The following is a 12,201-nucleotide window of genomic DNA, read 5'->3' as shown; positions in this document are numbered from 1 at the left end:
CACGAATATCTGAGCCGGGAGTCTCGATGTAGCATAGATCGCCCATGCACGCCGAGGGGCCTTCCGACTCCAGAACCAGCCCGACCACTTGCGTGATCTTGCCGCTCGTCTCAATGGGGTTGAAGTGGGCGAGCTGGTGGCGCTGTGGAGTCCAGTCGAGTGGGGGAGGTGTGAGCATCGTTAGATTCCTCTGAGCGTATCGGCGAGGCGCAGTAGAGCACCGTCGTGGCTGGCATCCACCACACCCTGGCGGCTCTCCACACGGCACCCCCCCCGGCGCATTGTTAGGTCGGCGGTGAGCTGAATCTGGTTTGTGGTGCTTTCCGTCAGGGCGTACTTTTGTAGCAAGAGCAGGTCATCAGGATGAACCGTCACGGTTAAGTTCTGTGCCTGGGGAACATGGGCGATAGCGGCGCGGACAATAGTCGCAATCCGCTCCGGCTCCAGGGTGAGCTGCTCATGTAGTACGCGCTCCGCGGCCTCGATACAAATTTCAATCATCACGGGAGTCTCGCGCAGGCAAAACTGCTCCCAGGCATGGGGCAGCTCCGCCAGTAGAGCCTGAAGTGGCTCTAGCAAAGCAAGGCGCTCCGCCTCGGCGTTTGCGCGCCCTTCCGCGAGGCCCTGCGTCCGAGCCTGCGCCAGAGTCTCCCGGGCTTCTTGCTCCAGCGCACTCTGGGCGGACTCACGCAGCTCCACAACGGCTTGTTTTGCCTCCTGGATCAGCGCTTCCGCCTCGCAGAGTGCCTGCTGAGAGCGTGCGGCGGTATCAGGTTCGGCACGGATCTCTGGCTCTGGGCGAAGGGTGGCGATCTCCCAGGGACGGACCTCGTTGCTCGTGCGTCGTGCGGAGCGAAGGAGATAGGGGCGGGCGAGCTCAGACAAGAGCTTCCTCCTCTTCCGCTTCCTGATTGGCGACCACGAGCGCAATCTCCCCTTTGTCTGCCAGAGACTTAGCCAGCCCGAGCATCTTCTGCTGTGCGGCCTCCACATCACGGAGGCGAACCGCGCCCAGGTTGCCCACCTCTTCACGGATACGCTCGGCGGCACGCTCAGACATATTGCCATAGATGAGCTCGGTTTGATCCTCGGGCATCCCTTTAATCACCAGCGGCAAGGTGGTCGTGTCCAGATCGCGCAGGATACGCTGGAGCACACGGCTTTCCTGGTCCAGAAGGTTCTCAAAGGTGAAGCGATAGCGCAGTACCTCACGTGCCAGATCCGGAGCTTCTTCCTCCAGGGATGTCAGGAAACCGTCCTCGACGGAGCGACGCATACGGCTGAGGATATCCGCGACGTGGCGAGGGCCAGCCGGGCTCTCTTTATTGTCCATGATTCCCGTTTGTAGCTTCGCGGCCAGTGCCTGCTCCAGGTGGTGAAGCGCACGGGGGGAGGGGGTCTCTAGCTGCACCAAGCGCGCCGTCACTCCTGTCTGAACCTCGATAGGTAGAGCCGTGAGCATGGTTGCCGCTTTGTCGAGGGGAAGCTGGCTGACCAGAACGGCAATCATCTGAGGGTGCTCTTCACTGACCAGAGAGGCTAGTGTCTCCGGGAGAGTCTCTTTGATTATGCGCTCCAGAGTCAGTGTCGGGGCCGCTTCGATGGCACGCCCACGCTTCAGAAACGTCGCCGCTTTTTCCGCGCCGATGGTTTGCTCCAGGAGCTGCCGTGTGTACTCGGGGGCGACATGCAGGCCGTTGGTGTAGTGGCGTAGGTTCTCCTCAGATTCTTCCAGAACCCGGTCGCGTTCCTTGGCCGCAATGTGCCCGAGCTGAGACATCGCCTGGATCAGCATCTCCATCTCGGATTCCTCCAGACAGCTCAGAACACTGGCGGCCAGCTCCGTGCCCAGAGAGCGCAGTAGCACCGCGCCTTTGTAGGCAGGGTGATTTGCACTAAAATGGAGAGGGGAAGTTAAAGTATCGTCCGTGGTTGCCATAGCTTGCTTTCAAACGTTTCAGAGGGGCCTTTTAGCGGTTATCAATCGGCTGGTCGCGTAGCCAGCCTTGGAGCATTGCGGACACATCTTCAGGTTGGTTGACTGCGATCCGGCGGATACGACCTAGTGGGGTCGCAAGCTCGTTCTGATCCAGCGGGATCTCATTTCGGGTGCTTCTCGTGCCCGCTTCCAGCAAGGTGCCGTTGGTTCTGGCTGCTAGGGGGCCACCCGGAAGCTCGGGAGCCGCTTCACCGCCCGGGAGCGCCTGGTTTGCTTGCTCACCCAGAGTGGCATCGAGTTTCTGTCGCTTAGTACGGCGGGGGCGCATCATGGCCAGCGTAAAGACCGCAACCAGAATGAGGGTAAGTAGCGCGGCGCCGTTTCGGATGAGGCTGAGTTTAGTCTCTTCCTTGACTGCCGCGATAGCGTCCGCTTTCTCTTTAATCTCCGCCGAGCGGTCGAAGGGAAAAACGAAGAGCGAGATCTGGTCACGCGGGCTACCCGATGCTGGCTGCGTGATATCGAGTCCCGCCGCAGTGGCTAGTGTATTACGGAGATCCGCTTGCTTGGCGGGTGGGATATTAGCGGCCTCGTCTAGGAACACGGCGACGGAGAGTTTCTTGGGCTTACCCGAGGCCATGACCCGCTTCTCTGTGGTCTTATTAACCACATAGGCGTTGGTGTTCTGGGTTTTATTGTACTCACCGGGGCTATTATTGTTGTTTACCACCGCGTTTGTCATGGTTCCCGGTGAGGCAGGGCTCTTAGGATCCGCACGAGTGTATTTTTCGTCGGTCTTGTTCTCTGTGGTCGGGAGGTTGGCTCCGTCGGTGCCGCTGGGCTTGTAGATCTCACTGGAGAGCTGGCTCTGGTCCCAGTCCAGCTCTGCGCGCACCGTGATCTCGGCGCGATTGGCTCCCAGAGTGCGGTCCGCGAGCTGCTGAAGCTCCTCTCGGATATGGCGCTCAAAGCGCTCCTGCATAGCGATCTGATCTTTGTCAATCGTATCGCCTTCGCCTTTGCTATTGAGCTGGTTGCTCTTGGAATCCGTGATCGTGATATTCTCTGGCTTCAGGCGCTCCACAGCACGAGCGATAAGGTGGACGAGGCCCTCTACCTGCTTCGGGGAGAGGCGGTAGCCCTCACGTAAAGTAAGCTTTACAGATGCCTTGACATCCTCTGAGGCCTCTGCGAACGCGGATTTTGCAGGCATTGCCAGATGAACCCGAGCATCTTCTATACCTTCATTAGACTTAATTGTGCGGGTCAGTTCGCCTTCAAGCGCTCGCCGATTATTGGTTGTCTGACTCTCTTGTGTCGCCCCGAGAGTTACCTTGTCAAGCATCTCATTCCCAGGGAGATCCCCATGCTGTTGGGGAAGGCCATCGGCGGCGAGGCTTAGGCGAAGCTCATGAACCTGCTCAACAGGAACCCCAATCTCGCCATCGTTTATCACCTTGTAGTTGATATTCATTCCCTTCAGCTTATTGGTGATAGCTCCCGCATCCGCCATCGTGAGCTTTGAGTAAAGCACGCCGTAGGTTGGGCGACTGGAGGTGATGCCAAGAGCGAGAATGCCCCCAAACACCGCCACTAGTATGGCGACAAGACCCGCTTTCTGTGGGATTGCGAGTGCGTTCCAGTTGTTTCTCAGTGAGTTCAGCATAGTAGGTGAGATAGTTTCAGGAAATGGTTAACGACGAAAAATAAAGCCCTAGAAAATAAAGCCCTAGAGTGAGATCTGCATCAGATCCTGGTAGGCCTTGAGGGCGTGGGAGCGCACCTGGAGCGTAAGCGCCATAGCATTGTTCGCCTCATTAAGCGCGAGCATGACCTGGTGGACATCCACTGGCTCACCCAGGGCAAGAGACTCGATCATCTGAGCACTCTTCTCCTGCGATGCATTGACGTTTTGGACAAAACCGTGAATCACATCGCCAAAGGCTGGAGCGACCGCCCCCCCGTTGAGGGAGTCGAATCCACTATCTGAGATACCTACGAAGCTTAGAGCGGTGTCCTCGGTGAGCGTTCGGTTTCCCGCGGTATTGGCGTCCTGGGCGGCGGTAGTTCCCTGAACTGCCGCTCCCGGGCTCACGAGTCCTTTCTGGAGCAATCCCTGTATGCTAGGATTCTTCAGAAGCCCATCAAGGCCGGAATTGGTCGTATTGGAGGCATTGGGCGTGCCGTTATTGGACGCGCTGTTGTTACCCAGCATGTCCTGCAAGCTTTTTAGGGCATCTTGGGCATCCCCACTGCTCATAGCACCTTGGGGGCGCTGGAACGAGGCGGCAGATTTTTGGAACTGAGAGAAGGGAGAAATAGGGTCAGGCATAGTAGTTCCTCAGGACCGACCTTAGAGTCGTCCTAGTTCGATCGCATGGGCGATCATACTCTTGGTGGCGTTGGCCGCTCCGATATTGGCTTCGTAAGCACGGGTCGCGGCGATCATGTCCACCATCTCCTCGATAATGTCCACATTGGGCAGCTTGAGAATGCCCGTCTTGCGGTCGGCATGGACATGCCCGGGCATAAAAACCTCCTTGAGAGGCTTGTCCTTCTCAGAGAACTCGATGGTTTCAAGCACTTTAACGCCGCCGAGCTGGCCGTTCTCGCTGGTGATGGCCTCGAAGGGAACACTCTGGCGAAGGTAGGGACCCGGCTGGCCATCAGCGCGACGGGTCGTCTCGACGTTGGCAATATTGCGGGAGATCGCATCGAGGCGGGCGCGCTCGGCGGTGAGGCCAGAGCCACTGATTCGTAGGCTTGTAATAGACATAAAATAGGTTCCTTACGGGGCGGCTTAGCGCGGAGACTCCGTGATGGCGCTGTGCAGGATCTCGTCACGCATACGAGCTGCTTGAGTGAGGGCTTGGTAGGAGAGCTTATTGATCTCCATCTCCACGACCTGCTGGTCAATTGAGAGCTTATTGCCATCCGCACGCCCTTCGGTTTGCACCGACTCCTTGGGAGTCAACGGGAAGGGAGGCTGCGACGCAGCATTCGCATTGAGAGGATCCGCGAGCATGGCATCGCGGACGGTGCGGAGCTGCTCCTCAAACTCGACAGTCTTGGGGACGAAGTCGGGAGTCTCGGCATTGGCAACGGCATCCGCAAAGGCGCGGTGTCGTGTTGCCATGCCATTGAGTGCTCCACGAATGACAATATCGGTGCGTGTTTCAAACACTTTTTTGAACTCCTTCTACCCGGTTAAGGGTGGCTCGCCCTGATGAGACGCTTACACTCTGAAGTATCGAGATTTTGGCGGTTCAAGAGCATAGGCTATGCGGCTAATCTTTTTTAGCCACTGGTACAATTATCAGGAATCAAACGGCGAATTACCCGTTATAATTACAGGGTGGGGTATCGCGACCACCACTTTTCAGGAGTATCTCTTCATGGTTCAAATATTGCTTGCTGTCGAGGACCCTCTTCTTCGTAACTTACTTGCTGACCGGCTTGTTCAGGAGACCGACTTTCAGATTGCTGGAGCTGTCGGTGATCCCGAGAGCCTCCTTGAGGTCGTGCAGCTCAGCCATCCTGATGTGATTATTTTGGACCTTCAGTGGAGTGCCGTCAGTGGGCTGGCGCTTCTGGAGCGTGTCTTACTCAATGTCCCTGAGGCAATGTTTCTCACTCTGGTGAGCGAGGAGGCGGAAGAGTCCCAAATCCAGGCCGCGCAGAATGGTGCACGGGGCGTGGTCACAAAGACCGAGGGAATCACAGTCTTGCCGCAGGCGATCCGGGCACTAGGGCGTGGCGAGGTCTGGTTTACGCGGCAGGTCTCCCGGCGTATCTTCCAGGAGTACCACCGCCTCGCACGGCAGCTTCGTGAACAAGAACAGCCCCTGGCAGGGCTCTCTGTCCGGGAGCGTGAGGTGCTCAGCCATATTGCGGAGGGGCTTACCAACCGCGATATCGCCGAGCAGCTGCACATGAGTGTCCATACGGTCAAGCTGCATGTTCAGCATATCCTTCAGAAGCTGGAGCTCCCCAACCGGACGGATGCGGCGGTCTTTGCGGTGCGAGAAGGGCTCGTTAGCTCCTTGCCGCGCCGGATCGCTCCCAAAGACATCGTGTAATTACCAGGTTGTCCTGGTAATTATAATGTCGGTAATAATGCTTTAATTATATTGAATTGCCGTAAATATGCCGTTTTGACTGTATTTATACGGTGTTTTAGAAATATTAACTCCTCTATTGATGTGATCTCCTGACCGAAAACATATCAGGTATGCTTCTGGGCTCAAGATGGCCCTGAGAACGGAAGCGCCTTCGTGTAGGGAGATCGCTAGAAATGTTGGTAATCGTTGGATTAATCGTCGTCATTGGGAGTGTTCTTGGCGGCTATATCATGCACCATGGTCAGATTGGGATTCTGGTTCAGGTCTCAGAGTTCTTGATCATTGGTGGTGCAGCCCTGGGAGCGACACTGGCGGGGAACTCCCCCTCCGCTGTGAAGGCTTCCTTCCAGCGCACGATGGCGCTGATGAAGGGAAATCCGTTCACGAAGAAGGCGTATGCGGAGCTACTGACCATGCTCCATGAAGTCTTTGCGCTCACCAAGCGCGATGGGCTTCTGGCTCTTGAGAAGCACGTCGAGAATCCCCACGAGAGTGAGCTGTTCAAGAAGTACCCCACCTTCACACGTAACCACCACGCGGTCGCATTCTTCGCCGATACGATCAAGGTTCTGCTCTCGGGAGCGATAGAGCCCCACCACTTGGGCGAGATGCTGGATGTAGATGTTGAGCAGCATCATGAGGAAGCAATGGAGGCCTCTCACGTCCTGGCAAAGAGTTCCGATGCCATGCCCGGTTTTGGAATCGTCGCCGCCGTTCTTGGGGTTGTCGTGACCATGGGCTCAATTGCAGGGGCTGCTGCTGAGATCGGTGCTAAAGTGGCTGCCGCGCTGGTGGGGACTTTCCTGGGAATTTTGTTGGCCTATGGTGTCCTTAGTCCGCTCTCACAGGCTTGCGAGATCCAAGCTAAATCCGAGACGGCTTATCTGATCTGCCTAAAAGTTGCACTGATTGCCTTTGCCAACGATGAAGCACCGATGACCGCTGTCGAGTTTGCACGACGTAGCATCGAGCCGGGGATTCGAATCTCCTTTACCGAGCTAGAGATGCTACTGAAAGATCAGAAAGGTAATTAAGGTTTCCCTATGAGTACAGAACCCACCGAAGGGCAACGACCGATCATTCGGATCACCAAGAAGAAAGTTATTGTCGCTGGGCATCATGGTGGCGCATGGAAAGTGGCTTATGCCGACTTTGTGACGGCAATGATGGCGTTCTTCTTGGTGATGTGGCTTATCAGTATGGATCAGCAAACCAAAGAGGAGATCCAGGAATACTTCAATAACCCCTTTACTGCCTCCACAAGTAAGGCAGGAATTGCCTCGATGTCAATGGGGGGCAAGAGTCCGGTGTCTATCGGTACCGGTGTGGGGCTTAGTGCGAAGAACTGGCGCGATCTAGCCATGGAGTTTCAGCGCGAGAACATGGTCAAGGCACAGAACAAGATCGAGGGCAAGATGTCGGCGGAGCCTGGTCTGGGAGCGCTGAGCAAGCAAGTCGAGATCAAGGTTACCTCCTACGGCATGATGATTGACCTGGTTGAGGCAGAGCGCTCCCCCTTCTTTGCCAGTGGCTCGGCTATCTTACCGGCCCCTACCGTTGCGCTTCTCAAGTTGATTGCGCAGGAAGTGGGGAAGCTGCCTAACTCCCTGTGGATCGAGGGGCATACGGATGCGGTGTCTTTTGGCTCAGGAGGTTCGTATAGCAACTGGGAGCTTTCCGCGGATCGTGCCAATGCGGCGCGTCGGGTAATGGAGGGCGCAGGACTTCGGCCCCAGCAAGTGGCTCAGGTACGTGGCTATGCTGCAAGCAATCTGCGCCATCCCGAAAAGCCCACCGATGCGTCGAACCGCCGTGTGACAATTGTGGTGCTCTTTAAGTCGCTCCCGGCGGATGAAAAGCCCACGGAGAGCACTCCGGGGCGCGGGACAGACAACACGACTCAACCCGCTATTATCAAGGGGAAAGAATCGAAGAAGGAACCTCTGGAGCTGACCCTGGAGCGGCTACACGGTCAGGACATGCGCCCTTGGACTACCGACGATCCTAAGAACCCTCTGGGGATAAAAGTGGATGCCCGAACCGCGATGAACTTGAACTGAGAGGGTTTTTTAACTCTCTCAGGTGGCATCAGGGGGGCGGGGCTTCGTGACCACACGGGGGGCCACCCCTGTTGTTTGAGGCGACGAGGGGGCACTGCCCATCAGGCGCATCACATCGTCTGCTGCGGTGAGTGCGGAGAGGTTGTCTTGCTGCACCTGCTCCAGTGCATCCCGTCGCTGGATAACGAGGCTCCGAGGGGCTCGAATGGCGAGGCGAACCTGATCACCCCGGACACCCACCACCACGACTTCAATATCATCGCCAATGAGAATAGACTGCCCCAGCTTACGTGCTACAACCAGCATGGCTCAGCCTCAGACTTTCTCCGTCGGTTGACGTGTCGCCAGGATGTGACGGCAGGTGTAGTTACTGCCATGCTGAATGATCTGCGTACCGACACGCTCTTCATGGTTGATCGCCAGTGGTCCCAGCAGGTTTGTGCTCACCTGGCTATGGTCGGGTGCCATGGAAATTGTCGTGTAGATCGTCAGATCCGAGGGGGCCTTGGCTTTCAGCAGCTCTGTGTGGCTGTCGGGGATTTCTACCTCGTACTCTGGCATGTAGCGAAACGGGTCGGCGACGATCAACGCGACTGTGGGATCCTCAAGCGACTGGAGCCAGTAGAACCCCGACAGATCGTCGTGTTCCAGCAGGCAGTAGTCATGCCGGTCTTCCAGGCCATAGAGCGCCACGGGGAAGTGGATAACCGCTTCCTCAGGTAGGCTCAGACGCCCAAAACGAGTGGTATCGAACTCTCTCACCATTACCTCAACTAATTTCCTTTACCGCAGATAATCCAGAAGGGATATACTGCCTATCTTACCCGCCATCGCCAGAGCGGCTTGCTGGGAGTTTTCCGCCGATTTTTCCCTAACAATTGCCTCTGTGAAATCCACATCGCGCAGCTCCGACTGCCGGACTTCTAGGAGACTGACTTCCTTTTCGATGCCCCGCTGGGCCATGTCCAGGTAGTTCAGGCGCGCGCCCATATCTCCTCGAAGGCTCACCACGCGGTTCCAGTCGGCATCCACTTTGGTCATGCTACTGCGAATCGCCTCACTGTTGCCCGAGAGAACGGCTTGTTCCAGCCCCTTTAAGTTCGCGAAAAGATCGCTGTCTTCCTGCCCTCCCTGGAGCTGCTCGCCGGTGATACTGATCGCCAGGGGCTGTCCGTCGGTGGGGGCCAGTTTCAGCGTGCTGGTGTTGCCCACGTAGGTCACGGGCTCGCCCGCCACAAAGGGACGGATGTCGCTTTTGGTGCCACTGAAGAGATATCGCTGGTCCACACGGGTATTGGCCAGGTTGAGAACAGATACTGCTGAGCCTCGAATCTGGGCCGCGAGCGCAGCACGGTCGGCATCACTGCCGGTAGCCGTGTTGGCGGCGCGCAGTCCGGCGATCTTGGCTGCCTGAAGGGCGGTAGAGAGCTCTCCTAGTACCGACTCGGTAGACTTCATCAGAGGCAGAGCGCCACTGATACTCTCCGCCTGCTGCTGGCGCTCTGCCAGGCGAGACTGGATTGTCAGTAGCTCCACCGTTCCTGCGGGATTATCGGAGGCGCGCTCTAGCTTCAGCCCGGAGCTGACCTGACCCTGTGCCTTGGTGAGGCGTGTCTGGTTGTTCTGAAGGCTCGCGAGGCGCTGCTGGTGGGTGATCCAAGTGGTGATTCTCATGGTTCTTTTCTCTTCGTTAGGTTGATTCTTAGACACCGGTGCGCTGGATCAGGGTGTCTAGCATCTGATCGTAGGTGGATAAAAGCCGGGCGGACGCGGCGTAGATATGCTGCTGCGCGACCATGTTGGCTAGCTCCTCATCTAGGTTTACCCCGCTCTCCGAGGATTGCATGGTCTGCACTTGAGTCAGGCTTGCCTGGGCCATGTCCTGGCGCTGCTGTGTGGCGGTCACGCGCGTTGCAAGCTCACCCACCAGAGTTTGGTAGGCGGGCAGGATACCGGGGTGATTACGGAGCTGTGCGATCTGGCCCGCCACAGCGCCATCTCCAGCGGTGCCGTCGCCCAGAGCAAGCCGGTTCGGATCGCTCTGAAGGGTGCTGTTCACCGACATCTCGCCACCAGAATCAAAGACAAAGACTGGGACTCCCGCGGTGCCACTGCGGTCTTTGGCTCCGATGTGGAGCTGATTGACCTGTGAGGCCAGGGTATCGCGGATCGCACTCAGGCGGTTTTGATGCTCGGGAAGCTGGGTTTGTAGTGCCTGGAGGCGTGCCCCAAGCTCCCCCGCACTGGCGGCGACACGGGTGCCATCTGCCAGGGCCAGGTTGCCGTCGGTTCCGAGCTGGATTGCTTGTGCATCGCCATCCTGGATCAGGGTGACCCCTCCGATACTGACAACCAGTGCGCCACTCTCCCGACCGGCGACCTGCGCTCCCGTGAGCTGGGTGAGCTGATTGAGAAGCTCGTCACGCTGGTCGAGAAGCTCGCTGGCTGGCTGGCCTCCTGCCTGGGAGGCACCGATGACCCGGCTCAAGCCTGCAATCTGTTTGGTGAGGCTGTTGACCTGGGAGACATCGCTCCGGATCCCCTCCATTGTCTCCCGCTTAACGGCATCGAGATCATGAAAAGACTGCTGGAAACGATCCGCAACCTGCCCCGCTGCCCGCGTTGCCGCCGAGCGCAGAGTCGTGTCATTGGGGCGGTCCGCCGCGGCCTGAAACGCAGTGAAGAAGCGATCCAGGGTGGCCTGCAAGCCCGTGTCGCTGGGCTCGCCGGTGAGGCCCTCAATCCGGCCCGCAAGCTGGCTTGCCACGGTAGCATCGCCGACTTGTGCCCGAAGCGTATCGGCAGAACGGTCCAGCCACGAAGCATGGCTCCGTAGGATAATGCTGGCATCCACTCCACCGCCGACTCGGCCATTCACACCAGACAGGCTGGTGGAATCTGTGGTACTGACCGACGTGAGTGAGACAATCTGGCGCGAGTAGCCTGGTGTGTTGGCGTTGGCGACGTTCTGCCCAGTAGTTTCCAGGGCACGCTGATGGGCATTGAGCGCACGGCTTGCGAGATAGATCCCTTGTAATGACACTGTGTGTTCCTTCGCTCTTGAGCAAGAATTGCTCAGACTTTTTCGCTGAGCATCACCGAGGTAATGCCCGGTGAGTGGGCAAGTGATGCGGCAAAATGATCGGTCACTGCCAGACCATTTTCCAATAAGAGACGGTTGGTACGCATCTGATTGCGTAGCTGTTCGAGAGCTGTGGCTGTCTCGGTGCTGCTCTCACGGACCAGATGACCGCGTAGTGTGGTCAGGATCTTGGCGAGTGCTTCGTGGTAGCGCTCCACACGCAAAACATCGCCGTGGATCAGCGCGTCTTGTTGGCGACGAAGCAGATCTCGGGCAATTGCGATCAGGCGGGGTAGGGAGAGCAGGTCTTCCGCACTCCACTCCGCTGTCCGCAGGCGCATTGCCGGGGAAGGTGGGGCGCTCAGTGGAGGCCCCTCAGGAGCTTCTCTGCCAGGGCATCTTCATCCACCTGGAAGGTTCCCTCCTCGATCTGGGCGCGGAGCACTGTCACTTCGGCACTTCGTACATCTGGGGTGGCCTGAAGTGCCTCGAAGGCAGTCTGGATGTCTTTGGCACGCTGGGAGAATACCGCTGCATCAGGGCCACCCCCGGGTGCGTCGTCTCTGCGTGACTTCACTCCGCGCAGGGCATTGATCGCGCTAATACTCATTGCGTTATCGACTCGCATGGACTTTCTCTTCCTTGCTCAGTGGCTCTAGCTTGCTCAGTGGCTTTGTGGTTTCCGGTGCGAGCTGTTTGTAGAGCATCTCACCGATTCCGACGCCACCGCGCTGCGAGATCCGCTGGGAGATTTCCTGATCGAACATCTGGCGGAACATCTCCTCCCCACCACCCGCCTTGAGCGCTCCCCCCTTGGGCGATGTACGGCGCATCGCTTCCATGAGCTGGTCAACGAAGATGCTCTCAAGCTGCTGGGCGGCCTCCCGGATCGTGGTGGGTTGCGCTCCCGATCCCACAGACGAAGCAGATCCCACCGCCGAAGCACCTGGTAGATTTACTTGCATCTTACTGTACCTCAACCTCGGCAAAGAGCGCACC

Annotated in this window: 16 protein-coding genes; 3 read left to right on the top strand and 13 right to left on the bottom strand. The window is 57.7% G+C overall.

The features are described from left to right. Positions 1-180: 180 nt before the first annotated feature. The 6 genes from ACH2EH_RS14360 to ACH2EH_RS14335 form a co-directional block, all read right to left on the bottom strand. Positions 181-885, bottom strand: a complete 705-nt coding sequence (locus ACH2EH_RS14360) for a FliH/SctL family protein (protein ID WP_395142731.1) — start codon at positions 883-885, stop codon at positions 181-183. Continuing rightward, positions 878-1,939, bottom strand: a complete 1,062-nt coding sequence (gene fliG / locus ACH2EH_RS14355) for a flagellar motor switch protein FliG (protein ID WP_395142730.1) — start codon at positions 1,937-1,939, stop codon at positions 878-880. The genes ACH2EH_RS14360 and fliG overlap by 8 nt, the downstream gene beginning before the upstream one ends. A gap of 31 nt (positions 1,940-1,970) precedes the next feature. Continuing rightward, entirely contained in the window at positions 1,971-3,605 is a 1,635-nt protein-coding gene (gene fliF, locus ACH2EH_RS14350; protein ID WP_395142729.1) for a flagellar basal-body MS-ring/collar protein FliF, read from the bottom strand. Between the two features lie 63 nt (positions 3,606-3,668). Then, positions 3,669-4,271, bottom strand: a complete 603-nt coding sequence (gene fliE / locus ACH2EH_RS14345; RefSeq protein WP_395142728.1) for a flagellar hook-basal body complex protein FliE — start codon at positions 4,269-4,271, stop codon at positions 3,669-3,671. A gap of 21 nt (positions 4,272-4,292) precedes the next feature. Next, entirely contained in the window at positions 4,293-4,715 is a 423-nt protein-coding gene (flgC, locus tag ACH2EH_RS14340; protein ID WP_395142727.1) for a flagellar basal body rod protein FlgC, read from the bottom strand. A gap of 24 nt (positions 4,716-4,739) precedes the next feature. Then, positions 4,740-5,123 carry a flagellar basal body rod protein FlgB gene (locus tag ACH2EH_RS14335; protein ID WP_395142726.1) on the bottom strand — a complete coding sequence of 128 codons (384 nt, stop codon included), beginning with the start codon at positions 5,121-5,123 and terminating at the stop codon, positions 4,740-4,742. A 211-nt stretch (positions 5,124-5,334) separates the two neighbouring features. Here ACH2EH_RS14335 and ACH2EH_RS14330 point away from each other — a divergent pair, with 211 nt between their 5' ends. The 3 genes from ACH2EH_RS14330 (at position 5,335) to ACH2EH_RS14320 (ending at position 8,120) form a co-directional block, all read left to right on the top strand. After that, positions 5,335-6,018, top strand: a complete 684-nt coding sequence (locus tag ACH2EH_RS14330; protein WP_395142725.1) for a LuxR C-terminal-related transcriptional regulator — start codon at positions 5,335-5,337, stop codon at positions 6,016-6,018. Between the two features lie 215 nt (positions 6,019-6,233). Next, the gene (motA, locus tag ACH2EH_RS14325; protein WP_395142724.1) at positions 6,234-7,094 is read left to right on the top strand and encodes a flagellar motor stator protein MotA; all 861 of its coding nucleotides are present in this window, start codon (positions 6,234-6,236) and stop codon (positions 7,092-7,094) included. Between the two features lie 9 nt (positions 7,095-7,103). Beyond that, positions 7,104-8,120, top strand: coding sequence for a flagellar motor protein MotB (locus ACH2EH_RS14320; protein WP_395142723.1), 1,017 nt, complete (start codon positions 7,104-7,106; stop codon positions 8,118-8,120). A gap of 18 nt (positions 8,121-8,138) precedes the next feature. On the opposite strand, the gene ACH2EH_RS14315 is transcribed toward ACH2EH_RS14320, so the two are convergent. Genes ACH2EH_RS14315 through ACH2EH_RS14285 form a run of 7 tightly spaced genes read right to left on the bottom strand, consistent with a single transcriptional unit; the run spans position 8,139 to position 12,167 of the window. Continuing rightward, positions 8,139-8,426 (bottom strand): carbon storage regulator, encoded by a 288-nt coding sequence (locus tag ACH2EH_RS14315; protein ID WP_395142722.1) that lies wholly within the window; start codon positions 8,424-8,426, stop codon positions 8,139-8,141. Between the two features lie 9 nt (positions 8,427-8,435). Further along, positions 8,436-8,885, bottom strand: a complete 450-nt coding sequence (fliW, locus tag ACH2EH_RS14310) for a flagellar assembly protein FliW (protein WP_395142721.1) — start codon at positions 8,883-8,885, stop codon at positions 8,436-8,438. Positions 8,886-8,903: 18 nt separating this feature from the next. Next, positions 8,904-9,794 carry a flagellin gene (locus ACH2EH_RS14305; RefSeq protein WP_395142720.1) on the bottom strand — a complete coding sequence of 297 codons (891 nt, stop codon included), beginning with the start codon at positions 9,792-9,794 and terminating at the stop codon, positions 8,904-8,906. Between the two features lie 28 nt (positions 9,795-9,822). Then, entirely contained in the window at positions 9,823-11,163 is a 1,341-nt protein-coding gene (gene flgK / locus ACH2EH_RS14300) for a flagellar hook-associated protein FlgK (protein WP_395142719.1), read from the bottom strand. Between the two features lie 32 nt (positions 11,164-11,195). After that, positions 11,196-11,543, bottom strand: coding sequence for a hypothetical protein (locus tag ACH2EH_RS14295; protein WP_395142718.1), 348 nt, complete (start codon positions 11,541-11,543; stop codon positions 11,196-11,198). Positions 11,544-11,563: 20 nt separating this feature from the next. Further along, on the bottom strand, positions 11,564-11,830 hold the full coding sequence (gene flgM, locus ACH2EH_RS14290) for a flagellar biosynthesis anti-sigma factor FlgM (protein ID WP_395142717.1): 267 nt from the start codon (positions 11,828-11,830) through the stop codon (positions 11,564-11,566). Next, positions 11,817-12,167 (bottom strand): rod-binding protein, encoded by a 351-nt coding sequence (locus ACH2EH_RS14285; protein ID WP_395142716.1) that lies wholly within the window; start codon positions 12,165-12,167, stop codon positions 11,817-11,819. The genes flgM and ACH2EH_RS14285 overlap by 14 nt, the downstream gene beginning before the upstream one ends. Positions 12,168-12,201 lie beyond the last annotated feature (34 nt).

This window comes from Armatimonas sp., assembly GCF_043760365.1.
Classification (GTDB): Bacteria; Armatimonadota; Armatimonadia; order Armatimonadales; family Armatimonadaceae; genus Armatimonas.
This window is presented reverse-complemented; position numbering and strand designations above follow the sequence as displayed.